The sequence below is a fragment of the Phenylobacterium glaciei genome (assembly GCF_016772415.1).
In the GTDB taxonomy this organism is placed as follows: Bacteria; Pseudomonadota; Alphaproteobacteria; order Caulobacterales; family Caulobacteraceae; genus Phenylobacterium; species Phenylobacterium glaciei.
The window spans coordinates 203767-226690 of record NZ_JAGSGD010000001.1; the positions used below are offsets into that span (position 1 = coordinate 203767).

Annotated in this window: 20 protein-coding genes and 1 tRNA gene; 9 read left to right on the forward strand and 12 right to left on the reverse strand. The window is 63.0% G+C overall.

The window, feature by feature from the left end:
* Positions 1–2: 2 nt before the first annotated feature.
* Entirely contained in the window at positions 3–899 is an 897-nt protein-coding gene (locus JKL49_RS01000; RefSeq protein WP_215337592.1) for a thioredoxin family protein, read from the reverse strand.
* A gap of 70 nt (positions 900–969) precedes the next feature.
* Positions 970–1491, reverse strand: coding sequence for a prolyl-tRNA synthetase associated domain-containing protein (locus JKL49_RS01005; protein ID WP_215337594.1), 522 nt, complete (start codon positions 1489–1491; stop codon positions 970–972).
* Positions 1492–1570: 79 nt separating this feature from the next.
* Here JKL49_RS01005 and JKL49_RS01010 point away from each other — a divergent pair, with 79 nt between their 5' ends.
* The 3 genes from JKL49_RS01010 (at position 1571) to JKL49_RS01020 (ending at position 2915) form a co-directional block, all read left to right on the forward strand.
* The gene (locus tag JKL49_RS01010) at positions 1571–2317 is read left to right on the forward strand and encodes a DUF6065 family protein (RefSeq protein ID WP_215337596.1); all 747 of its coding nucleotides are present in this window, start codon (positions 1571–1573) and stop codon (positions 2315–2317) included.
* A gap of 98 nt (positions 2318–2415) precedes the next feature.
* Positions 2416–2490 (forward strand) — tRNA-Gly (locus JKL49_RS01015).
* Between the two features lie 95 nt (positions 2491–2585).
* Positions 2586–2915 carry a DUF6481 family protein gene (locus JKL49_RS01020; protein ID WP_215337598.1) on the forward strand — a complete coding sequence of 110 codons (330 nt, stop codon included), beginning with the start codon at positions 2586–2588 and terminating at the stop codon, positions 2913–2915.
* A gap of 94 nt (positions 2916–3009) precedes the next feature.
* Here the strand turns inward: JKL49_RS01020 and JKL49_RS21350 are convergent, their stop codons facing one another.
* The 4 genes from JKL49_RS21350 to JKL49_RS01040 are packed head-to-tail and all read right to left on the reverse strand — an operon-like array spanning position 3010 to position 9362.
* On the reverse strand, positions 3010–3327 hold the full coding sequence (locus tag JKL49_RS21350) for a M48 metallopeptidase family protein (protein ID WP_215337600.1): 318 nt from the start codon (positions 3325–3327) through the stop codon (positions 3010–3012).
* On the reverse strand, positions 3324–6254 hold the full coding sequence (locus tag JKL49_RS01030; RefSeq protein ID WP_215337602.1) for a type I restriction endonuclease subunit R: 2931 nt from the start codon (positions 6252–6254) through the stop codon (positions 3324–3326). The genes JKL49_RS21350 and JKL49_RS01030 overlap by 4 nt, the downstream gene beginning before the upstream one ends.
* Positions 6251–7567, reverse strand: a complete 1317-nt coding sequence (locus tag JKL49_RS01035) for a restriction endonuclease subunit S (protein ID WP_215337604.1) — start codon at positions 7565–7567, stop codon at positions 6251–6253. The genes JKL49_RS01030 and JKL49_RS01035 overlap by 4 nt, the downstream gene beginning before the upstream one ends.
* Positions 7557–9362, reverse strand: a complete 1806-nt coding sequence (locus JKL49_RS01040) for an N-6 DNA methylase (RefSeq protein ID WP_215337606.1) — start codon at positions 9360–9362, stop codon at positions 7557–7559. The genes JKL49_RS01035 and JKL49_RS01040 overlap by 11 nt, the downstream gene beginning before the upstream one ends.
* Positions 9363–9437: 75 nt before the next feature.
* Between JKL49_RS01040 and JKL49_RS01045 the strand changes: the two genes are divergently transcribed.
* From JKL49_RS01045 to JKL49_RS01060, 4 genes are read left to right on the forward strand one after another with little or no spacing between them, the layout of a single operon-like run.
* Positions 9438–10484, forward strand: coding sequence for a hypothetical protein (locus JKL49_RS01045; RefSeq protein WP_488225848.1), 1047 nt, complete (start codon positions 9438–9440; stop codon positions 10482–10484).
* Positions 10485–10488: 4 nt separating this feature from the next.
* A complete protein-coding gene (locus JKL49_RS01050; RefSeq protein WP_215337610.1) occupies positions 10489–11622 on the forward strand; it encodes a hypothetical protein in 1134 nt (377 codons plus the stop codon).
* 57 nt (positions 11623–11679) lie between these two features.
* Positions 11680–14118, forward strand: a complete 2439-nt coding sequence (locus JKL49_RS01055; protein WP_215337612.1) for a phospholipase D-like domain-containing protein — start codon at positions 11680–11682, stop codon at positions 14116–14118.
* 2 nt (positions 14119–14120) lie between these two features.
* On the forward strand, positions 14121–15605 hold the full coding sequence (locus JKL49_RS01060; RefSeq protein WP_215337614.1) for a hypothetical protein: 1485 nt from the start codon (positions 14121–14123) through the stop codon (positions 15603–15605).
* Between the two features lie 168 nt (positions 15606–15773).
* Here JKL49_RS01060 and JKL49_RS01065 read toward each other — a convergent pair whose 3' ends face one another.
* The 6 genes from JKL49_RS01065 to JKL49_RS01090 all read right to left on the reverse strand — a co-directional run bounded on the left by JKL49_RS01065 (position 15774) and on the right by JKL49_RS01090 (position 21868).
* Positions 15774–16235, reverse strand: coding sequence for a hypothetical protein (locus JKL49_RS01065; protein ID WP_215337616.1), 462 nt, complete (start codon positions 16233–16235; stop codon positions 15774–15776).
* A 20-nt stretch (positions 16236–16255) separates the two neighbouring features.
* The gene (locus tag JKL49_RS01070) at positions 16256–17509 is read right to left on the reverse strand and encodes a tyrosine-type recombinase/integrase (RefSeq protein WP_215337618.1); all 1254 of its coding nucleotides are present in this window, start codon (positions 17507–17509) and stop codon (positions 16256–16258) included.
* Between the two features lie 11 nt (positions 17510–17520).
* On the reverse strand, positions 17521–17832 hold the full coding sequence (locus JKL49_RS01075) for a hypothetical protein (RefSeq protein ID WP_215337621.1): 312 nt from the start codon (positions 17830–17832) through the stop codon (positions 17521–17523).
* A 353-nt stretch (positions 17833–18185) separates the two neighbouring features.
* Entirely contained in the window at positions 18186–20804 is a 2619-nt protein-coding gene (locus tag JKL49_RS01080) for a hypothetical protein (protein ID WP_215337623.1), read from the reverse strand.
* The gene (locus JKL49_RS01085) at positions 20804–21100 is read right to left on the reverse strand and encodes a MerR family transcriptional regulator (protein WP_215337625.1); all 297 of its coding nucleotides are present in this window, start codon (positions 21098–21100) and stop codon (positions 20804–20806) included. The genes JKL49_RS01080 and JKL49_RS01085 overlap by 1 nt, the downstream gene beginning before the upstream one ends.
* A 210-nt stretch (positions 21101–21310) precedes the next feature.
* Positions 21311–21868 carry a hypothetical protein gene (locus tag JKL49_RS01090; RefSeq protein ID WP_215337627.1) on the reverse strand — a complete coding sequence of 186 codons (558 nt, stop codon included), beginning with the start codon at positions 21866–21868 and terminating at the stop codon, positions 21311–21313.
* 115 nt (positions 21869–21983) lie between these two features.
* Here JKL49_RS01090 and JKL49_RS01095 point away from each other — a divergent pair, with 115 nt between their 5' ends.
* Positions 21984–22205 carry a helix-turn-helix domain-containing protein gene (locus JKL49_RS01095; RefSeq protein ID WP_347340340.1) on the forward strand — a complete coding sequence of 74 codons (222 nt, stop codon included), beginning with the start codon at positions 21984–21986 and terminating at the stop codon, positions 22203–22205.
* Between the two features lie 381 nt (positions 22206–22586).
* Complete coding sequence (locus tag JKL49_RS01100) at positions 22587–22916, forward strand: DUF6481 family protein (protein WP_215337628.1); 330 nt, start codon at positions 22587–22589, stop codon at positions 22914–22916.
* Positions 22917–22924 lie beyond the last annotated feature (8 nt).

Below are 22924 nucleotides of genomic sequence, written 5' to 3' on the forward strand. Positions count from 1 at the left end.
CTTCATGAGAACAGGATCGCTGACAGTCGACGCCGGCCGCTGCGGGCCACGTCGGAGCCGGGCCCTGCCGCCTCGAAGATGGTGATCAGCTGCTTGCGGGCCGCCTCGTCGTTCCAGGCGCGGTCGGCCTCGATGATCTTCAGCAGATGATCCGACGCCGCTTCCCAGGCCCCGCGGCCGGCCAGGGCCGCGGCCAGCTCGAACCGGGCCTCATGATCGTTGGCGTCGGCGGCCAGGCGCTTTTCCAGGTCGGAGGTCTCTTCCGGCGCGGCGTCGGCCAGGGCGAGGCCCGCACGCACGCTGTCGAGGTCGGGGTCCTTGGCGCCTTCAGGCGCCATGTCGGCGATCTCGCGGGCCTTCTCGGGCTCGCCGCCCTGCAGGTAGACCCGCGCCAGGCCGCCGAGGGCCTTGAGGTTCTCAGGGTCTCCCTGCAGCACCTGGGCGAAGGCCTGGGCCGCGCCGCCCAGGTCGCCGAGGCCCAGGGACTCCTTGGCCATGGCCAGCAGTTCATCGGTCTCGTTGGCGGGGCCTTGGCCGGCGATGCGGTCGACGAAGGCCTTCACCTGGCTGTCGGGCAGGGCCCCCATGAAGCCGTCGATGGGCTTGCCGCCGGAAAAGGCGAAGACGGCGGGGATCGACTGCACGCGCAGCTGGCCGGCGAACTGCGGATGCTGGTCGATGTCGATCTTCACCAGCCTGACCTTGCCCTTGGCGGCCAGCACCGCCTTTTCGATGGAGGGGCCAAGCTGCTTGCAGGGGCCGCACCAGGGCGCCCAGAAGTCGACGATCACCGGGACGGCGTTGGAGGCCTCAATGACATCGGCCATGAAGCCGGCGTCGCTGCCGTCCTTGATGAGGTCGCCGCCGGGGGTGGGCGCGGTCTCGCCGATCAGGGTCATGGTCTGGGTCTTTCCCGTCTCAGGGGGTTGAACGTCGTGGCGGCTAAAATGGTCCCAAGCGGCGCGGTCTTCAACGGACGAAACCGTCTTCGACCACCGACATCGCCTCGAAATCCACCACGAGGGGCGCAACCCCAAGCGCCGCAAGGAATTTGCGCAGCCCCGCCTGGCTCATGCTGGTGGTGGCGGTGTTGGTCAGGGGGTGAAAATTTACCCGTTCGGACCGGGCCAGGGCCTGATCCAGAACGAAGGTCACCCGCCGGTCAGGGTCATTGATCATGGCGAAGGCGGTGACCGAGCCCGGCGTCACCCCGAGCGTGTCGACCATCAGCTCGGCGCTGCCGAAGGACAGCCGCGCCGCGCCGATCACCGGGTGCAGGCGCTTGAGGTCGATCACCGTGGTGTCCTGGGCCGAGATCAGCCACAGGCGGCCCTTGGCGTCCTTCAGGAACAGGTTCTTGGTGTGGGCGCCGGCGATGCCGTGCTTGATCTCCTCGCCTTCGCCGACCCGGAATACCGCCTCGTGCTCGGTGGTGGCGTGGTCGATGCCGTGGGCGTCGAAAAAGGCGATCAGGTCGGGGCGAGTCTGCATCCCCAATAACTAGCGAACTGGACGCGGGTGCGACAGGCTGGCTAGACCAGGACTCTGGTCATTGCGTTGAGAGCCCGCCATGGAACTTGAGTGCTACCCCACCGCCGAGCGCCCGCCGGAGATCGTGCCGGGCCGCCCGCAACGCGCCTGGATGGACCATTTCGCCGAGCGCCACCCCTATCGCTGCCTGCCGCTGTCCATGGCCAACACCACGGGCTGGGAAATCCTCTGCCCCATGGCCTTCACCGCCGAATGGACCGGGGGCAGCCACCAGGACGACATCAAGCTGCAGACCGACTACCCGCACCCGGATTTCCACAACTTCGTCAAAAGCCATTTCAGCCATGGCGTGGTGACCTTCCACCCGGGCTACCTGTTCCGTACCCCGCCCGGCTGGTCGATGATCGCCCAGGGCCCGCCCAACCACGTCAAGGACGGCATCCAGCCCCTGGCGGGCCTGGTGGAGACCGACTGGCTGCCCTTCCCCTTCACGATGAACTGGATCTTCACCCGGCCGGGCAAGGTGCGCTTCGAGAAGGGCGAGCCGTTCTGCTTCATCACGCTCACCCAGGACAAGGTCCTGGCCGATGTTCAGCCGGTGATCCGGTCGATGGCCCGCAACCCGGAACTGCGCGACCAGTACGACGTCTGGGAGAAGCACCGGGCGGAGTTCAACGCCAAGATTTTCCGCCTGGATCCGGAGGCCACCAAGGAGGCCTGGCAGCGCTATTACTTCAAGGGTGAGTTCCCGCCGGAGATCGAAAACGAGGCCCCCAAGGACCACGTGAACAAGCGCCGGCTGAAGGCCCCGCGCTTCATGGGCTGAGAAAGACGCCAGCCCCGCTTGCCAAGCCCCGGACCCTCTGCCATAAGCCCGCTCTCGAATTTCGGGGCCAATCCTCACGGGGATCGGTTTCACGGAGTGCGGGCGTAGCTCAGTGGTAGAGCACAACCTTGCCAAGGTTGGGGTCGAGAGTTCGAATCTCTTCGCCCGCTCCAGAAATTCGAACGACCCGCAGGCCCGGCGTACCTCCCCATCCGGGGGAAGGGACGGCGAACCGGAACCAGGCCCTGACTAGGAACTTTGAGACCGCATGTTCGAACCTAAAGGCATGAAGCACGCCGACCGGCAGGCCACCTCGGCCGCCGCCAAGAAGGCGCTGCTGGAACGCTTCAAGCCCAAGCCCACCGTCATCGACCCGAATATCGAAGCCCGCAAGGCCGCCGCGGCCGCCGAGCTGGAAAAGGTTCGGGCCGAGCGCAACGCCGAGCGCGAGACCAAGCGCGCCGCCGCCGCCGAGGTCGAACGCCTGCGCGTCGAGGACGAGGCCATCACCCAGGAAGCCCGCGACCTGGATCTGCGCGCCAAGCAGAAAGAAGCCCGCGACCTGCGCTACGCCGCCCGCAAGCAGAAGCGGAAGTAGGCGGGAGCCTCGCCTCCGAGACCACCAGACGCCCTTTCGTTGGGGGGTTCGGCCTCCCGGGTTGCAGCTCGGTTGCACGACGAAATTCAAGGGTTCAGGGCCTGTGACCGCGTCGCACCGACTCCTGGGCCCGCCAGCCTGGCAGGTGAGCCCCCAAGACCGCGTGAAATAGCCGCCCGTGCATTGGTATCTTCAGATGCAGCAGCTCGTGGGCGATCACGAAGTCCTGAAATTCTAGGCTCTGGTCCGACAGGTCGAGCGCCAACGAGATCGTGCCTGATGTGGAGCACGAACCCCATTTCTTCGTCATCTTCTGAACACGCACGGCCCTTGGCTGAACCCCCAGGCGCTGAGCCCATTGCGCAACCTTGGCCTTGAGCTCTTCTACCTCCGGACAGGGCGGCTCGCTCATCGCAGGATCGTTGCAACGATCAAATCGACCAATGCGCTTCGCGCCTCACGTTCCAGCGTCACCAGTGGGCGATAGAGCGCCGCCCGCAACTGCCGCTGTTCGTCTGGATTAACCCGAGCATTCGGGAAACGCTCAAGCAGCTTCTCCACCTCTCTCCCAAGGTCGAGGGGGGCAACATTGGCGGCCTTGAGGTCAGCGTTCTCGCGCACCAGCCAATAGACCGAGAAGCCCTGCGGAGAGAGACCTATGTCCCTTGCCGCCCTTTCCGCCGCTTCCTTCTCGGCCGCCAGCGCGGCCAATAGGTCCATTGCGGCAAGACCAGTGGTGTTTCGCTCCTGAAGGCCCTTTAGGATACGCTCTGCGCGCTCCTTGAGGGGTTGAAGCACCGCGGCGGCGTTCGGGTCTTCGTCGAGCTCACGCCTAAAACCACGAACCAGGTTGAAGACCTTGCCTTCATCGGTGCCCTTCTCGCCTCTGAGCCCCTCCAGGGTTTTCACGTCAAACGTGACGCTCTTCGTCAGGCGGCCAAGGCCATCCTGGGTCGCGTTCTCCTCAACGAGACGCCGGGTTTTGTGGGCGAGGTCGGCGATGAACCCGACCTGTTCCGCAAAGGCGTTGCGAACGGTCGCGTAGAGCTGTGCCAGCCGTTTGAAGGTCGGGATGTGGTCAACCAACTCCTTCGACGGAGAGAGGATTTCCCAGAGGCTCTCGATGTCCTTGTAGGCCTCGAAGAATTCTTTGCGCGCGTCGATCTCAAGAAACCGGCCATACACCAGGCGCTCGAGCCTCTCGTCGGCATCGCCGCCCTCGCCCGCATCGAGATAGTCGGTCTTGGCCTTGGCGGTCTTGCCGAGGAAGTCCTGGAGGAGGAGGTCAAGGTCTTCGATGACCCCGCTGACGTCCTCCGAGTCGAATTGGAGCGCCTTTTTCAGCTCCCGCAAGACGCCTACGAAATCGACGACCAGTCCGATCTTCTTCTGGATGCCTTCAGGGTCGCTGTATGGGCGATTTACGCGCGCGACGGCCTGAAGCAGGACGTGGTCGCGCATCGGCTTGTCGAGATACAGGCAGTAGAGCAACGGCGCGTCGTAGCCGGTCAGCAGCTTGTCGGTGACGATCAGGATCTTGGGGTCCTGATCGGCCTTCTTGAACAGTAGGCGGACGTCCTCTTCGCGCTCATCCGTAAGCTGGAGTTCCGCGACCAGGGGCCGATCGATGACATCGGCGGCGTTCTCCGTGTAGATCGCTTCGGTCCATTCTGGCGGGAGAAGCTTGTCGAGCGCGCGCTTGTATTTCGCACACGCCTCCCGGTCGACCGCGACCACGAAGGCCTTGTAGCCCAGCGGAAGCACGGCCTCCTTGAAGTGGTTGGCGACGAAGGCCGCGACGTTGGCTATCCGGTCGTCCGCTTTGAGGAACGCGCGAAGATTGACCGCGCGTTCCAGAACTCGGTTCAATTCGTCGATGTCGGTCACGTCTTCCGACGCTGCCAAATCGAAGAATTCTTTATCCAGACGATCCACCGGGACCGTCATCTCGCTGGGCGCCAGCACGTGCTTGATGGGGAGGGTTGTCTCGTCCTCGATCGACTCCCGGATCGCGTATTTGTCGAGGTAGCCTCGCTCATCGTCCTGGCCGAAGATTTTGAACGTACCTTCGCCCTGGTGGGTCTTCGCGATTGGGGTGCCGGTGAAGCCGATGATGGTCGCGTTGGGCACGGCCGCCATCAGATAGGACCCCAGGTCCTTCGCGACCGACCGGTGGGCCTCGTCAATGAAAACGAAGACATTGTCCCGCGTAGAGCTGTCCTTCCGGACCGCCTCGAATTTGTGGATCATCGAGATCACGAGGCCTCGGAAATCATCATCCAACAGGCCTTGAAGCACCGCCTTGGTATCGGCGCGCTTCACCGCGATGTCCTGGCGTTGCATCTCTCCAAGCAGCCGCTCGACCCACCCTTTGAGCTGCCCCTCCAGCTCGGTCCGGTCCACCACGAGAATGACGGTGGCGTTCTTGAACCGCTCCTTCTGTTCCAGGATCAACCGGGCAGCCGTCAGAAGGGTAAAGGTCTTGCCTGAGCCCTGGGTGTGCCAGACGAGCCCCCGCGTTTTCACGGGGTCGGCGCAGCGCGCGACGACGGCGTCGATGGCCCTCCGCTGATGTTGGCGCAGGACAGATTTCCGCGTCTCACTGTCCTGAACGTAGAACAGGATCCAGTGCTGGAGGGTGCGTAGGAAGTCGGTGCGCTCAAAGAAAGCTTGGACCGCGAAGCGATAGGTCTCGTCTCTGGTCTCCTTCCAACGCGCCATGTCGCGACGCGAAGCATTCCACGTCACGCCGTACCAGTATTCGAGAAGGTGGGTGACGTTGAACAGCTGTGGCGCGCCGATCAACTCCGGCGTCTCAATCTCATAGCGTCGAAGCTGCTTGATGCCCCGCTCGATGGCATCGCCGTCTTTAGGATTCTTGTGCTCGACGATGCACACGGGCACGCCATTCACCAGAAACATGACGTCCGCCCGATTACCCTTCCGGGCCGGCGGCTTCAATGCCCACTCCCAGGTGACGTGGAACGCGTTGTCCCCGACGTTCTCGAAGTCGACCAGCTGGACAGATCGGTGGCGCTTCTCTTCCTCGTCGTACCAGCCCCGCTCCCCGCGCAACCACATAAGGATTTCGCGATTGCCATCTACCGTCGCCGGGAGGGCGTCGAGGGTCTCGATGATTGAACGAACCGAGTCGGGGCTCAGCCATGGATTGAACTCAACAAGCTTGGCCTCAAGCTCGTCCCGCATCAGCATCCCAGCTTCGCCACCGCGCTTCTGCTTGGCGACCTCAGGAGTGAGCGGCGTCCAGCCGATTTCGATGGCGTGCTTCACCATCGGGAATTGGACCGTGCCGGCTTCGCTTATCTTAAGATCGCTCATGCGGCGGCTCCTTCAAGAGGAGCTTTGGCGAGCGCCGATAAATCGAGATCGGCGATACGGATTTCACCGGTCATAAGTTTGTGCAGCAGCGCCTTAAACAAGCTTTCGAGGACGGTGCGCTTGCGCTTGTGAAGATCAATCTTGCGGTCGAGTGCGTCCAGGATTTCGACGATCTCTCGCTGCTCGTCCAGCGTCGGTGGCAACGGGATTGGAAGGCTGTCGATTGTCCCAGTATTCAGGTTGTATTTGCCATCTGCCGCAGGTGTGGCGCGTCCACCTATTATCTGTGTGCCAGGCTCCGACGCAAAGAATTGAGCTGCAAAGTAGGGGTCAATTCGATCAAGCTTTAATCGGGCGCGGATTAGATAGGACGCAAACAGCGCATCCGCCGGCTGCCCAGAATAAACCGCGCAGGTCCCCAGCCTTTCGATGACACCGTTGGTGCGAATGAAGATCAGATCGCCGTTTGTCAGGCGGTATCGGACGGCTTCCTCCTCTCTGAGGTTACCGTATTTTATGTCACCGGAGTTGACGCGCCCAGTTTGGATGTTTGGAATACGTAGTACAGGAAATGGTGTGTGTTTGTAGGTGCACGGAATTGACGTCCCATACTGGAGCCATTCGCGAACATGTTCGAATTCTACTAGATTCCAACTCTCCGGAATAAGGCCAATTTCAGTTTCCTTTTGTGATTCTTCACGCAAGCCTTTTGTGAATAGGTCACGGACCGCTGCACGTTTCACGGCTTCCACGGCCGTAAGCTCGATACTCGCTTGCTCTGCTTTGTCTTGAAGGAAATCAAGAACATCACCGATGGCAATCCTATCGGCAGTATCTGTCGGAACGGGAATTGAGAAAGTCTCGATGTCATCGAGGTTCAGCGTCATCGTTCCATGTGCGGACGGAACGATCCGCCCGAGTAACCGGGCTCGGTTTTCATATATGGCCGCACGGAGGAATGCACCCGTACCTAGCTCGTTCGGAACAAGTGCCTTAATATCCTGATTGAACGCCATATCGCGTGTCGCGACAGCTATCGGCAGGTCTTTCGCCAAGCCCATGCCTCGAACTAGCAGGAATACTGCTCCGGCGGGCGCGATGCGTGTGCCAGCGCCGACGGCCTCCGGCGAAACATGGTCGATTGAATCGACGAGCCGAGGCGACTTCATGTCCTTGCCAGAAACCCAAGGGATATCTCCGGTCCAGTAGCGGGATTCAGACTTGGGCGGGGTGCCTCCGCTCATAATCCTGCAGAGGTCAGCTAATGGGGTCATTGCCCAGCCGGGAGGAGGCGCCGACGCATCAGGCAGCATCTCGGGCTCCTTTCAGGAGACTCGCCAAGCGAGCAGTCAGTACCGAGGCCTCATCTTCAATTTGGACCAATTCACGAAGCAGTTCGCTCACTGAGCCGAACTCCCTCGCCTCGGTGTGTCCAACCCAACGGCTAGGGCTAAGATTGTAGTCTGCCTCTGCTGCACGCTCGCGGGTGACAACAGCGATCTCTCCGTCCACAGGTTCGCCCTTGAGATAGGCGGCTGCAAGCGGGCGAATGGCGTCGTCGGGGATGTAGTTCTTCGGCTTACCCTTCTTTAGACGCTTACTCGCGTTGAGAAGGAAAATCTTATCCTTCCTGGCGGCCGGCTTGCGTTTATTCAAAATGACAATGACGCCAGCCGCATTCGTGTTGTAGAAAAGATTGTCTGGCAGGAGGATTACTCCGTCGATCAGATCGTGATCGACGAGCCATTTGCGGATATTCCGCTCCTTATCTTCGTTTTTCGATCCCGATCCGCGAGTAACGGCGCCGGTATCGAGCACGACGGCCGCCCGACCGTTGTCGCCCATGCAGGCTAGCGTGTGCTGCAACCAGGCCCAATCGCCCCGGCCTGTGGTGACGCCGCCGGTCGTTCGAAATCGGTCGAAGGGGTCGTTGGCGAAGACCTCTGAGGCAAACGGCTGATTCCACATCGGATTCGCGACCACGATGTCATAGGTTTTTATCTTACCGTCTGACGTTCGGAATTTCGGATTGATCATGGTGTCGCCGCGAGCCATGGCGATCTCCATGTCATGGATGATCCCGTTCATCTGGGCTACGGCGTAGCTCTCGGCCTGGAGTTCCTGGCCGTACAGCTTCAGGGGCACCTTGCTGGTGGGATCCAGTTCGCGCGCTACAAGCTGGAGCTTCACTAGAAGGCCTGCCGAACCGCATGCGTAGTCGTGACACTCCTCGCCCGGCCGAGGCCGCATAATGTGCGCCATGAGAAAACCGACCTCAGTCGGCGTGAAGAACTCGCCCGCGCTCTGGCCCGAGCCCTCGGCAAATTTGCGCAGCAGGTACTCGTAGGCGCGGCCGAGGAAATCTGGCTGCACGTCCGCCAATCCGAGCCGATAGCGGGGACCGGAAAAGGTTTCGACGACGAGCCTCAATTTCGCGGGGTTGACGTCACGCTCGCCGTTACGCTCGGCCGCGAAATCCACAACATCGATAACGCCGGCCAGGTCGGGGTTCTGTTTGACGACAGCGCGCACCGCCTTGGTCAAATGCTCGCCTATGTCCTTGGGTCGGGTGCTCTTGCCATCCTTATCAAGTGGCCATTCGAAATTATCGCGGCCACTGATCACGGCCCAACGGGCTTCGGGCGGCATGTAGAACCTAAGAAGGGAATGGTCGCTCTCAGCGATCTCCAGCGCCGTTTGGAGATCACCATACTCCTCCGACAAGCGGGTGATTTCGTCGTCGAAGACATCTGACAACCGTTTTAGGAAGAGCAGTGGGAGCAGGTAGTCTTTGAACTTTGGGGCGTCCTTCTCCCCGCGGATCGAACAAGCTGCGTCCCAAAGCATCTGCTCCATGGACTTCGTCGATGGCGCGCCCGCTGGTGCGCCTCGTCGGCGGCGTGTGATGTCGGCCGCGCCGTCCGAAACCTCGGCATCAGCGCCAACGTCGATGCCGGCCTCCGCAGCCAGAGTCAGGATGGTTTCTCGCGCCGCTTTCTGAGGCTTGTTGGCCCCGCCCTCCCATCGGTTGACGGTTGCAAATGACACGCCGAGCCGGTCGGCGAGCTGCTCCTGCGTCAGGTCCAGCGCCGAGCGAATGGCGCGCATCAGGTTTGGAACACTTGTTATGTTTGTCATGTTTGCTATATGAGCTGTGAAACTTAGATCGTCAAGGGCGTGACCATGAAGCTGGTTCGAGACGCGAAATCGCTGAAGACGAAGGCGTTGTGCTCCCTGCGTCGCGGTCTGTCCGCCTTCAATTCCTATGAGGAGGACGGACGAACGACGGCGGTCCTCCTCCACCTCCAACACACCTGCGAGATGCTGATCAAGGCGGCTCTGGTCCAGAAGCGGGTCGCCATTTTCGACAAGAAGAGCGCGACGTCGTTGGGGTTCGGCAAATGCCTGGCCCTCGCGCAGGCGCATTGTGGCGTGACGCCCGAAGAGGCCGGGGCGATGCGCGCCGTCGACTCACTCCGAGACGCGGAACAGCACTGGTTCGTCGTCGTCGCAGAACAGCTTCTCTATATGCACGCCCAGGCGCTGGTGACGGTGATCGACACTGTCCTGAAGCGGTCGTTCGACGACGCCCTCATCAACCACCTGCCGACCCGGGTGCTGCCGGTATCCACGACGCCGCCGGTCAATATCGAGGTCCTGATGGACCAGGAATATGCCCAAATCACCGCGCTGCTGGCGCCTGGCCGCCGCGCGCGCGACGAGGCCCGGGGCCGCATCCGTGCGCTCTTGGCGATGGAGGCGCACATTGTTGACGAGGTGAACGTGTCCGAGAAGGACATTGACCGCATCGAGAAGGCGGTCCGCGCCAAGAAAGCATTCCCGGATGTGTTTCCCCGGCTGACCGCATTGGGTACGGCCACGGAGGGTGAGGGGATCGACGTCAAAGTTCATTTCACCAAGAAGCACGGCGCGCCCGTAAAGTTCGTACCGGCGAATGATCCGGGGGATGCGGCTGCGGTTCGCGAACTCGACTTGCAGAAGAAATATCACCTGACGCCGGCGCATCTTGCAAAGGTGGTCGGGCTAACCACGCCTAAGGCTGCAGCGGTCCGGGCGCATTTGAAAATCGACGATGACCAAAATTGCCGGCACGTCTTCAAGTTCGGAAAATCAAAGTTCCCCTGCTTCTCCGACAACGCGGTGACAGCGATGAAGGCGGCCCTGACCGACGTGGGAATGGACGCCATCTGGAAGGCTCGGAAGGGCTGAAATCATGTTCATTGAACGTCGGGTCAACACCTCTACGGGCGCGGTCGAACTCTGGCGCTGCCAGTGGGAAAACCATGAGGGCAGCCCCGCGAAGAAACATTATCTCAGCAAAATCTGCGACGAGCAGCCCATCAACCCAGACGCCGACGGCGGCCTTTCTGAGAAGGCCGCGATCTGCTGGGCGTACGGGCGCACGCTTGGCAATATCGCCGTCTTCTCGCCATCTCTCCTTGGGCACTTCCCCGGAAGGTCGGGCAACGACGCCGTATTGCCGTGCGACTTCGCCCACGCGGGGAAGTTCCGACACGGCGCGGATCGCCTCTGGTGCCGAACCCACCAAACCCATTGGGGCACAAAGGCCGACCTGGAGGCCTACGACCAAGCTGGCGAGATGCGGTGCGCCAACCACGCCCAACAGATGAACTATGTCGTCTCGCCCTTGACGGTGAACGTCAACCAGCATGCTGAAGTGGGTATTTGGTGCTCACTTCCGGCCGCTCTATCGACGGAAGAGATCAAGCCCAGGCCGCCCAAAATCCATGTTCACGTGAGGGAGGTCGCCGGTGAGAAGAAGGTTATCGACAAGGATTTCGACGCCATAGCGACGCTCTACAGCAGCAGCCTTGGCTTGTTCGGCAATCAGGAAATCACCCGCGTAAACATCACGCCCCCGGCGGCGTTTGATTATGTCTACGCGGTCGAGCGCGGCCAGGAGATGGACTGCATCAACTGCTCATCGTGCGGCTACCCTCACCTGGATCTGGCCGACTTCGCGCGAACGCCACACCGCAAGCATTTCTGCGGCAACTGCGGGAGGGACAGCACCTGGAGCAAAGGGCCTATCGTCTCAACGCCCCTGAAGCCGCTCCACGATACCTTTGCGAAGAACCTGAAGTACGAGACGCCGTCTCGGACCCTCGATCTGGATCAGTACAAGGGCTGCCACTACACGGTCTGGGCCTCGACGCCTGCCATCGTCTGGACGGCCGAACGGCCGCAAGAATTCGGCATCCATGTCCACGTCCACGACGGAACCAGCCGGATCGTTGACGATACATTTGGCGAGGTGAAGCTGGACGGTGCGCCGCTTGAGAGGGCCAAGTTGATCGAAGCGATGATCGCGCGGTCGGTGGTCTGACTCTTTGAGGCTTGACCAAGTGGCCCGGCTCGGTCCCGTTGGTCTCTACGCGCGTAAGTGGTGAAGATCGAGGGGCAATTGGCCGCCCAAGAATTGTCGGCACTGGATTTGTTGGGGGCGGCACGGTGGGACCACGCTGCCTTCACGACTTATGCGCTAAGCCTTTCGTTCTTCGAGGCCGTGGCCCTAGACGCGCTGGTGCGCGCCGGATCGGCGCCGCCGCTAATCATCGCAGACGTCATGGGGGTTCGAGGCGCGCTTGCCGAGTATGGTGCGCGGGTCGTCGGCAAGGACTATGATATCGAGCCCGTCAGCGTGAAGCATGGGGTGCTCCACGCGAAGGTGGCCGCGCTTGTGTCGTCGGATGACGCTCATCTCGTTGTCGGATCAGGCAACCTGACCTTCGGTGGGTGGGGCGGAAACCTTGAGGTCGCCGAGCACCTGCACCCTAGCTTTGCGGCCGACGCTTTCGACGACGCGGCGGGCTTCTTTCGCGCTCTCGCCACAACAGATCGCGCAACGCACGACGCGGGTGACCGGCTGGAGCTGCTGGCGACTGCCCTTGAAACCGGGGCAGCCTCTGGCGTTCGCAATGGCGACGTTCGGCTTTTGCACAATCTGACCGAAGACCTCACGCGCCAACTGGTCGCGCGGGCCGACGAACTGGGGGGCGCGACCCGACTGGTTGCCGCATCACCATTTTGGGACGATGGGGCTGCCCTAGCCACCCTATGCAGGCGCCTGCGTCTCTCGGAGGCCTTCGCGCATGCCCACCCTAAGCCCGTGGTGGAAGGCCTGGGCGTGGACAACTGGCCTCGCGGGTGCGCCCTGCCGGTGCATCCGGTGGCCGTGGAATGGCTGGCGGCCGACGAGCGGCACCTTCATGCGAAGGTTTTCGAGATCCAATGTAGGCGCGGGCGGCTGCTATTTTCAGGCAGCGCCAATGGCACAGCAGCTGCGCTGGGTGGTGGGCGTAACATTGAAGCTGGCGTCCTTCGAATGTCGCGCGCTCCCCAGGTTGGGTGGACATGGGTTGCGGCAGCTCCGCCCACGCCACCGACCTCGACAAAGGACGCCGAAGCGGACGAGCAACCGGTCAATGGAGTCCTGCGAGCCCGGCTGAGCGCAGGCCGGGTAGACGGGCGTGTCTTGACCTCATTCCCGACCGGGCCTGCCCACCTTCAGATGTTGGCCGGGGGCGTCGTGCATGAGTTGGGCTTCGCAGACATCGACCCTGAAGGGCGGTTCACCTGGCAGGCTGATGGTTTGGAAGGCCAGGGCTGGGCGGTGGGTCGTGTTGTGCTTCGCTTGGTGAGGGACTCGAAGGTCGCCCAAGGCTTCGTGGCCTTTGCCGATCTGGCCGAGATTCGCCGACGTACTGGATCGGCCGCTGCCAGGCTGCTCGCTGTGCTAGCACATACCGACACCCCCGAAGACGCTGCCGCGCTCATGGCGTGGGTTTGGGACAACCCTCAGGCGCTCTCTCGTGGCCCGGCCAGCGGCGGTGGTTGGGGGCCATCGGAACCACGTGCGCGCCCGCTTGCCAACACCCACGAACTGCTCTCACCGGCCGGATCGCACCTGCCCGGAAGACCGCCGTCAGACGGGTCGCCCGCACACGACGCCGCGTGGAGACGCTTCCTCGACAACATGTTCGCCGCTTTGACGGCCCCCCGCGAAACCTTCGCGGTTCGCGATGATGCCGGTGATGACGATGACAAGGAAGAGACGGGCGACGCGCCTACGACTAAGGAACTTGAAGCGGCACGAAAACGCGCCGAGGACCGGCGGCGACGGCGCGTAGCCTTTGAAAAGAAGGCCTTCGCGAACTTTGAGCGCCACTTCGAGCGCGTGATAGGAAACCCAACCGCTCAAGGCGGCCTCGAGTCCTTAGCTGCAATAACCCAGTATATTTGCGGCGCCCTGGGAGCGAGCGAGGGCCGCACTCGCGGGTATTTGCAGGCGTTAGTGTCGGCCATGGTTCGAGATGGCGATATAGATCGGGATGCCGCCACGGCGGTCGTGGTCGTCGACGCAATAAGCGACGTTGGCCATAGTTGGCCAATTCGTGCCCGGGTCGCGCGGCGCAGGTTGTTGACGCGGGGATGGGTGCCAGAGGTTGCGCCCCCTGACTTGCAGCGGGCTTCAGGATTCCGAGCGCTTCTGTGTCCTGAGACCGACACCGACAAATTTTGGGCGGAGGTGGTTGGCTGTTCTACCACCCAGGAGGAAGTGCGGGCTTTCAAACGGGACATGGAGGCCGGGGGGCTGGCTAACAAATACCCCATCCTCCGCCTGCGACCAGAATGGGCCCGGCTAGAGAGCGCCCTGAAGGGCTCCGCACGTGCCCGGCGTGAAATCTACTTTGTATCGGCAGACGCGCTACGCTGCCCCTGCTCCTACACGGCCCTGCCAAGCGGCGTCCGAATTGAACTCCGCAGCGCCGCGATCGTGACCACGCCTTGCGACCATGTACTCCTCTCGGAGGAGTTCTGAACGTGGCCACCATGGGGGACCTTATCGCCGCGGCGCGCGAGGCAACCGAGGCCCGGCGGACGGCGGCAAGTCAGATAAAGCCAGGCGGCGTGGACCCTCTTGGGCTTCGAGCCATCAACTTTGATCTGATGGACCGCGTGTTCCCCGGCGTGAACAACGTCGCACGACATATACGACCGTTTGTAGTGGTGACCTGGGCCTGGCGGCGTGCAGCGCAGCTGGCCGCGCGATCGGGAATGCATCAGGTCGCCGCCGAGATTTTGCAGGACTTCGTAGACCGTATTGAAGTGATCTTCGTGTGGTCGCAGTTCGCGAGCAATCCCAGCACTGATCTGCCGGGCCGAGATGTACTCGCCCCTATCCTCGCAAATGGCATCTACGAGTTCGGCGGTGCCGAGTGGACGACCCGGCGAAACGTGCGGGAGCTTTCAACCGCGCTGAGCGCGCCAATCAACTACGGCCCCGCAACGCGGAGCCTGGGGTGGCTGACCCCGGACTTGCTCCACAGCGGCGCGTTGAAGCTTGGATCGGGTGTGGCGCGCGCGATCGACGCTTTGGAAGAGCGTCTACGTCCGCACTTGGGCCACGAAGCCTTTTCCCAATTGGGGCCCGTCATCGTGACGGAGTTGGACGTCAAGGCCTGGAGCGGTGCATGGGCGCTTGACGACCTTGCGCCTGATGAGCGGGAGGTGATGGCGGATCTACTTGCCGGCCCGGCCGCGAATGCCGCGCGCCGCAATGGCCTCGAACTCTTGATCCAAACCTGTTCAGCCTCCGCGACGCTGGAAGAGGCAAACGTGCGCCGCGCGATGTGCGCCCTGCCAGGCTCGCTCCCCGCCTCCGAAGGCGTCTCCAGCGCTACTGCCGCGTGGCGCACGCTTCAGGTGCGACAACTCTTCCGCCTCGCTCTTGAGGGGCTCTTCTCCTGGTGCGTCGCCAAACTCGACGCGCCGATGCACACCGAGCGTCTTGTCGCGATGTTTTTGAAATCCGCAGGGGAAGATGACCCCGACGTGCAGACGTGGCTCGACGTGCCGCCAGAGACGGGGCCGGTGGAACTGATGGAGGAGCTACAAGCCTGTGTCTGGTCGGAAGACCGGGAGGCGTTTCCGGCCGTTTTCCGGCGGGCTATGGCCCTGTGTGTCGCAGAAGCGCCAGAGACCCCAGCAGGAGAAAGTCTAGATCGGCTCCCACTAACGGTAGCCGCTCGGGATGTCCGTATGCGCCTAGATGCCTCGTCAGCTTCCCTTATGACCCATGTGATCGAGGCGTGGGTATTTGGTCAGCATGTGTATTGGAGCGTCGGACGCGGCTTGGCGGACGCTCGCTCGGGCCGGCGGCGGCTGCTTCGCCTTAGGGTAGTGCTCGAGGAAGGTGGTTGGGCCAGGTCGCCAGGCGCACAACCGGGCCTTCCGAACGCCACGCCGGATCGCCTCGCTACGATGCTGAGTCTCGCAACAGAAGCTGGCCTGGTCGTCCGCCAATAGCCCCCCTTGCGCAGCACATGTTGCACAACCTGCACAGTCTCCAACGGTCGATGACCTATGTAGGGGGCGGGCTGTATAGGGGGACGGACCCCCACCCCTCTCTGGTCGTCAGGTGGCGCCGGAGGGGTAGATCGGCCGTGCTGGGCGCGCGTCCGGGTCCGACCCGCGCTACGGGCCGCGGGGGGCCTCGTGCGGCGCTCCCACTGCCGCCCAAGTTGGCCCAGTAGCGACCGCTTGTCGGATCTCAATGAGGCGATCCTCTACGACCCCGACCAGCCACAACATGAAGCCCGTGCTCGTGAACGCCAGGCCGAAGGCGAGGCCAGTACCGCCGATGCCTGCCGCCATACTGAACATGGCGAAGGCGACCCCTAGCGCCGTCAGGACAATGCCAACGCGCCGTATTGTCGATCGCTGATGCGCCGCGGATCGCGCCGCGCCTGTGTTGGGCGGCGGGCGCACGACCATCGCCTCCGCGACTTGCCGGTCGGCGGAAAGCCGAACCCGGTGCGCTTCAAAATAGGCCTGGTGCAGGCGCGAAGCCTCAGCGTCATCGCCCGCGTCACGGGCGGCGCTGTAGAGTTCGGCAGCTTGGCGGGCGGGCAGTTTGACGAAGTCGTCGATGTCCACGTGGGTCTCCATTCTGAGTGTTATGCGGCGGCGGCGTTCGGGCCGCTGTAGGCCTCTTGCAGCAGCTCTACGGCCTCGCCCCCGCCCCGAACGGCCTGGGTGTAGTGACCTAGCGTCACGTTGGGGTTGGCGTGGCCGGCGAGCTTGGCCACCAGACCCACCTCCACGCCCTGCGCCTGCAGGGTGGAGATGAAGCTGTGGCGGGCGGTGTGTAGGCCGACATATGGCAGGCCCAGCTCCGCGAAGATCGGGCCCCAGAAGCGGCTTCTGAAGTTCTGGTAGCTCAAGGGCCGCCCACCCATGATCCGCGGCCTGGGCCAGGGCTGAGGACGACCTTGAGACGGGAAGACGCGGTCGGGATACTCCGGGTCCCTGGGGCATCGCCCATGCCAGTCAGCAAGCAACTTACGCAGCATCGGCATCATCGGGATCTCCCGGCTGCCGGCCGCGGTCTTGGTCATATTGCACAGGGAGCCGTCGCGCTCCTGGACACGGCGGATGCGGATCACGCCGACCTTGAAGTCCACGTCCTCCCACAGCAGGCCAAGCTGCTCGCTGGCCCGCGTCCCCGCTAGGAAGGGAAAGGCATAGTAGACGCCCCGCTCGGGGTCCGCCTGGGCGGCCTCCAGCACCGTCGCGATCTGGTCCGACGTCAGGATGGTCTTTCGCGGACGCGACGCCCTGCGCCCCGTCAACGTGGGCATGGAGGGCGGCCGGATGCCGAAATCCTCTTCTCCCAACGCCAGGACGCTCTTCAAGACCGACTTGGCGCGGTTGGCGGTGTAGTAGCCCACCTGATCCTTCAGAAGCGTGTGCCACATGCGTATCTCCGATGTGGTCAGGTCCGTCGCCAAAATGTCGCCCAGCATAGGCTCGAAGACGGCGTCCTTGGCCGTTTCGCCGTAGCGGCTGTAGGCGTAGCGCTCCCTCGGCGTGCCCACGAGTAGCGGACCACTGATGACGTCGCCGACGATCTCGTAGCCCTTCAGGCTGCTGGGCTTGACCCGGCCGGCGCTGAACTTGAGCCAGTGATCGACCAGCATGCGGATGGTCGGCGAGCCGCGCCGGTCGTTGTAGGTGCCGCCGTGGATGGCGGCGACGACCTTGTTCCGCGCGGCCTCGGCGTCCCCGCGCCGCTCGAACGACGGCTGCATGCGGCGGCCGGTCTTGGGGTCGTTGTAGTTCAGGAAGTAGCGGACCTGCTTGACCTTGCCCCCGTCCGCCGTAGGCCGGCGGCGTTCGCGTCTGGTGATGGTGATCTTGAAGTCGTTCATGGGTGCACCGCCTACCGGCTTCCCACCGGCGGGTAGGGCGGAGCCCACGCGGTCTGCAGGCGGGCCGCGGCCTCAGCATGTAGATCCGCGGCGTGCTCGACCTCGCAGTCGAGCGTGGCCGCGTGCAGCTGTTCCAGCCAGTCGGCGTCCATCGAGGCCAGTACGACGGCCGCGCGGCTGAGGCGACGGGCCACTATGACGTCCTCGGGGGCAGCGGCGCGTCCCCAGGCCGCGCAGGCCGCCTCGTGGGCCTCCACGGCCGCCTGACGGGCCTGCTCGAGGTCGCCGCTGGCGGCGCTGGCGGGGTGGGCGATGATCGTCATTTTCAAACTCCGGTTCAGGGACCGGCCGCGCATCACGGGCCACTATCCCATTGAAATTAAAACACATCGAAGGCCGCCACATAATTTCCCCCAATGTTCAGGACGGTTCCGATCTGCAACCAAGGCAGCAACCGGATGGCTCTGCGGGGCGGCGGAACGCGTCTCTCTGGGGCGCGGAGCCCCACCCGGGCCGGCGATTTCAACCTCGCAGGGGGTGAAATCGCGGACGGGACGCGGGGCGGGACGGGCGGCGCAGAGACATGGCGCAGGGTGTGGAGTGCGGCGCGGAGGCATGTAGCCGCTACCCTACTCCCCCCTCTCCACCCCTATGCCTCCGTCCCGTCCCGTCCCCATCAGTAGTCCTCTGTGTTCGGGCGGTAATCGAGGGGCGGCGGGATCAGGTCGAGCGAAAGGCCGACGGCGCGAACCTTTCCTGGCGTGTTCGGGAAACGCATCGGATTCGTTGGGGTGAAGGCCCCTGGAATTTGGCCTAGTGCTCGTATCCACCCGCCATTGGCCCATTTGGTGCCCTGGAAGACCCTGTCGATGGCCGGGGACCCATGGCGGATCATCAACCCCTCACGTTCGCTTTCGGGGCTGAAGCGCATGTCGTGGATCGCGACGATGCGTCCGGGTTCTCCTAGGTCATTCGGCCGTTTGCTCCCTTTGTGGGCGGCAAGGTCGCAAGCGATCCAGTGGCCGAGCGGGAAGGTGATCCCGTTGTTGTCCGAGACCAGGTATCCCAAGAGGTGCGACAAGGCGTCTCCCGCGTCGTCGCGCTCATGAGATTGGGCATGGAGGCGGACCGCGCCTGCCGCATCGGAAACCCATTTCTCAGCCTCTTCAGGCGTGGGCAACCTCCCGTGCAGTGCGACGTAGGCACCAGCCAATAGCGTGGACATATTGGTCCTATGCCGGCTGTTCTCCCTGGCAAGCGCCACCTCGAACGCGGCGATGGCGCCGGCGATGTGCCCAACATTCTTGACCATCCACGAACACCAGAGCGGCCCCATGGACGCGAAGAATTGCCGCTCCCTGGTGATCGTCCGCCCGGCCTCGGGATCGTCGCCGTGAGCCACAAGCTCCAACATGAGCACCCTGGTTTCGTCGGCCGGGCTCATTTTGCCGACGTTGACGGCCGAGAAGAACAGGGATGTGCGCACGCTGTATTGCAGGGCTTGGCCGCTCTGGGTGCCCCGCAAGACTGGAACCTGCGCAGACGATGCGCTTCGGGCGAACCTCATTACGGCCGCCAGCCTTTCTTGGCGGTGGTCGGTTTCAAATTCGTCCAGGATCACCGCTCTGCTGTCGGGTCCCAGGTTCTGCCTGATCCCCGCTTCGGTGCTTTGACCGTCGGCCGGCAGGCCAAGCGGGTACAGGATGTCGCTAACAAGCCCGTGTATGGTCGTCTTGCCGGAATTCGGCGGCCCATAGACGAAACTGTGAGGCCGCCAAGGCAGAGCGCCGCAGATGGCGGCGACCGCCAACCAACCGAACAGAAGCAAGGCGTCTTGAGGGTGGCGCCAGGGGAACTTGCGGAGCAGGGCGAGGAGGCGATCCGCGGGAAAACCCGTCGAAATCGGCACATCAAGCGGCTCGAAGCACAGGTATACGTACTTCGTATCGTCCGGAATCTTGTCGCCGAGATTGACGATGACCCGGTCACTTTCGAGCCATACGCCGCGCCCCCTGACTTTGGCCGGATCGAACGGCCCGCGGGCTTTGCAGGCGGCAATCAACGCCTCCCCCGCCGCTTGGGCATCGTAGCCTCTGCGGTCATGTGGAAAGCTGGCTTCCCAGAAGCCGCGATCGGCGAGGCCGAGCAAGGTGCGGTGATCCAGCAACTGGTTGGCCGATAGCAGCAAGAGAATTTGGCGCTGCTGATCCAGCAAGGCGTAGTCGCCATGGCTGGTGAAGCCCATCGCCACCGGTCCGCGCTCGCCTGCATGATAAGCGCGGCCGAGTTCGATCGGTGAGGTGATCTTCTCCCAAGCGGGGCATTGATCGCAGAACTGTTCGTTTCCGCCATCTCGGACCGCCTGACAGGTTCTAGGTCCGGCTTCGCTAAGGCCTCGCGCATACTTGGCCGTCGCTTCACGCTCGTCATATCCGGGGTGCTGCCGGCTGTATGCGTGGAAGTTCTGCTCGCCGTCGATGGTGCGGCTCGTGATGGAGGCCAGGGCATACCAGTCCGGCTCGGGACAATGCGCCGCCCCGGGGCCGGTGTAGTGCGCATACCAACCGCAACGCTGACGGATGCGATCGTGGCGTGCGGGCGGCGCCTCCCGCCTCGCTCCGGACCTCTTCTCACGGGCGGCGAGCGTCTCGTAGAGCGCAGGATCGATTCGTGCGTTGGGGTCGAAGATGATCGTCTCGACGGGCTTGGGGGGCTTCGATTTGTGGTTGTAGGTACGCGGAATGCGGCACACTCGAGCCAGGTCATAGACGGCGTCGATCTCGTAGCCTTCGGCCTTGAAGGCTCGGCTGAGTTCGCGCGCGAAAGCCCGGCGGCTTGCCTCGTGAGCCTTCCTGCCTCTGGCGTCCTCAAACGAAAGCGGCTGGTTGAATACCCAGTGTGCGTGAAGGCCGTTGCCGGTCCAGAAGACCATCGTGGGTCGGTGCACGAAACCGTCCAAAACGCGCAGGGCGGTCTCTTCGTCAGGGGGATAGGCCTTGTGGCCCTCTTTGCTCGACGCAAAGTCGATGTCAGCGAAGAAGCTCCCCACCGTGACGGTGGTGCTCGCCTTTCCGCGGCTCCTGGGGCCTAGATCCTGCTCCTGCGTCGCTACGCCGACGTAGAGGTCGTTGGTAGGCGCGAGCCTCTCGATCTCCTGCTCCAGTTGCTCCAGTCGAGCGGCGGAGAAGAATTGTGTGGTCTTTCCTTGCCGCTCCCAGAGCGCGATAAAGCCTTCAAAGTTGGGGCCATAGATCATTTCGATCATCGTCCGCGGCGTGATGTTGAGGGTAGCCATTACGCGCGCCCCCGGGTTTGGCCGGCCGTGGCAATGGCGGCTTCGATATCGGGAAGGCGGACGCGCCGCCGGGCGTTGCTGAACTGATAGCTCGGCACGCCGCCGCTGTTCACCGCACGCAGCAGAAGCCAATATTTCAGGCCGGTCAGCTCCGCGGCTTCGCGGATGGTGTAGAGGCGTTGGAATGCATCGGCCGGGGGGCCACCAGCCCCATAGCTGGGCTGATCCTTGCTCAGATCGTGACAGTGTTGGGTGGGTCCCCGGCTCGGGGAGGGCTTAAGGATCGTCGTAGACATTGGAGGCTCCTGTTAGAGGAGCCGACATATCCAACCTGATTCGTTTCGCTTGGGACGGAGGCGCCCTAGGGGGGACTTCCGCTGCCTAGCGAATCGCCCCGTATATCCCCGGTTTCAAATGGCCCTGGGTTACGATCCCCGGCCTCCCATGCCTCTTGGGGCGAATAGCAACGGCGACACCTTTTCCAGCAGCGGTTTGCCAGGCACCGCCTAGATCTCGACGGACCAGACTTGCACGCCGTTCCGCTCGAACTGGGTCAGTCGCTCGGTTAGAACAAAACCTGGCGCACAAAAGAACACGTAGCGGTGCCGCTCCGGCCGGGTGGCCAATTTGGTCAGATCCGCGGCGAGCTTGCCGTTGCTACTCGGGCGGGTGACCGCGAAGGTCTCGGCCCCGACCAACCCGTCTTCCATGCTCATAATGTCCAGCGGAATGGACATGTGAGCGCCAGGGGCCACCTTGAAGCCGCCCGCGTCCGGATGAAGCTCAAGGAGTTTGCGAGTAGCGATTAGGGCGACTGTATAGGTCCACGTCTGGTTCAACTGTTCGACCAAATTGAGCGGGCGATCCTCGATGGGATGGAAGCCGACCGGATGAAACTTCATCTGGCGCAGGAGATCGAGCGCATCACCACGGTGGGATATGACCCATGACTGCGCCCGCGCAGCAGAGGCCCGGATCAAGTCCAACTGCTGATCCACGTCAGCGGCCGACCGCACGACCAGGTACTTTTCCGGCTTGGAGGGGGCTATGGCTGAGAGGGACAAACGGACATTCGCTACCTATAGTCATCAACGAGATGCTACGTATCGTCTGTAGATGTAAAGTCATCATTTCTCGACCGTCCGGAACGTGGACGGGCCCTCAATCAGTCTCAGGAAGGTGTTCGCTGCGAACGTCAGGCGACTTCGCAAAGCCGCCGGCCTGAGCCAGGAAGCCTTCGCCGACGCCTGCGGCCTGCACCGCACCTATATTGGGTCCATCGAGCGCGCAGAGCGAAACGTCTCGATCGACAACATCGAGCGTATCGCGGCCGCTTTGCGAGTCGGTGGCTGGGAACTGCTCCTGGGTCCTGAGCAACTACTGCAGTCTCAGGCGCGATGACCGCTGATAGCTAAGCGCTAGCGACCTGGCAGGCTGACGGGACTGAGGTGGCGAGGACGAGCTTGGCTGCAACCGGGTCGCAGTTTGGCTGCTGCTCAAAATTCCACCTTGGTTGCAGCCTTCACCAATCGTTCAAATCCTGCAACTCCGTTGCGCTGCAAGTGGTCGTCACGACGTGTCCTTGCAATTATCGGTAATTCCCAGCACCCATTTGAAATACCGAGACGTATCGCCCTCTCGATTGCCAAGGTTGGGGTCGAGAGTTCGAATCTCTTCGCCCGCTCCAGAAATTCGAACGACCCGCAGGCCCGGCGTACCTCCCCATCCGGGGGACGGGACGGCGAACCGGAACCGGGCCCTGACTAGGAACTTTAAGACCGCATGTTCGAACCTAAAGGCATGAAGCACGCCGACCGCCAGGCGACCTCCGCCGCGGCCAAGAAGGCGCTGCTGGAACGCTTCAAGCCCAAGCCCACCGTCACCGACCCCAATATCGAAGCCCGCAAGGCCGCCGAGGCCGCCGAGCTCGAAAAGGTCCGCGCCGAACGCAACGCTGAGCGCGAGACCAAGCGCGCCGCCGCCGCCGAGCTGGAACGCCTGCGCATCGAGGACGAAGCCATCACCCAGGAAGCCCGCGACCTGGACCTGCGCGCCAAGCAGAAAGAAGCCCGCGACCTGCGCTACGCCGCCCGCAAGCAAAAGCGGAAGTAGGCGAGGGC

Excerpts from the sequence above, each read along its gene's own strand:
- JKL49_RS01020 (WP_215337598.1), top strand. The coding sequence starts at position 2,586 with ATGTTCGAACCTAAAGGCATGAAGCACGCCGACCGGCAGGCCACCTCG.
- JKL49_RS01035 (WP_215337604.1), bottom strand. The coding sequence starts at position 7,567 with ATGCTGCCTGATGCGTCGGCGCCTCCTCCCGGCTGGGCAATGACCCCA.
- JKL49_RS21350 (WP_215337600.1), bottom strand. The coding sequence starts at position 3,327 with ATGAGCGAGCCGCCCTGTCCGGAGGTAGAAGAGCTCAAGGCCAAGGTT.
- JKL49_RS01000 (WP_215337592.1), bottom strand. The coding sequence starts at position 899 with ATGACCCTGATCGGCGAGACCGCGCCCACCCCCGGCGGCGACCTCATC.
- JKL49_RS01080 (WP_215337623.1), bottom strand. The coding sequence starts at position 20,804 with ATGGCTACCCTCAACATCACGCCGCGGACGATGATCGAAATGATCTAT.
- JKL49_RS01075 (WP_215337621.1), bottom strand. The coding sequence starts at position 17,832 with ATGACGATCATCGCCCACCCCGCCAGCGCCGCCAGCGGCGACCTCGAG.
- JKL49_RS01010 (WP_215337596.1), top strand. The coding sequence starts at position 1,571 with ATGGAACTTGAGTGCTACCCCACCGCCGAGCGCCCGCCGGAGATCGTG.
- JKL49_RS01050 (WP_215337610.1), top strand. The coding sequence starts at position 10,489 with ATGTTCATTGAACGTCGGGTCAACACCTCTACGGGCGCGGTCGAACTC.
- JKL49_RS01100 (WP_215337628.1), top strand. The coding sequence starts at position 22,587 with ATGTTCGAACCTAAAGGCATGAAGCACGCCGACCGCCAGGCGACCTCC.
- JKL49_RS01005 (WP_215337594.1), bottom strand. The coding sequence starts at position 1,491 with ATGCAGACTCGCCCCGACCTGATCGCCTTTTTCGACGCCCACGGCATC.
- JKL49_RS01040 (WP_215337606.1), bottom strand. The coding sequence starts at position 9,362 with ATGCGCGCCATTCGCTCGGCGCTGGACCTGACGCAGGAGCAGCTCGCC.
- JKL49_RS01030 (WP_215337602.1), bottom strand. The coding sequence starts at position 6,254 with ATGAGCGATCTTAAGATAAGCGAAGCCGGCACGGTCCAATTCCCGATG.
- JKL49_RS01045 (WP_488225848.1), top strand. The coding sequence starts at position 9,438 with ATGAAGCTGGTTCGAGACGCGAAATCGCTGAAGACGAAGGCGTTGTGC.
- JKL49_RS01085 (WP_215337625.1), bottom strand. The coding sequence starts at position 21,100 with ATGTCTACGACGATCCTTAAGCCCTCCCCGAGCCGGGGACCCACCCAA.
- JKL49_RS01070 (WP_215337618.1), bottom strand. The coding sequence starts at position 17,509 with ATGAACGACTTCAAGATCACCATCACCAGACGCGAACGCCGCCGGCCT.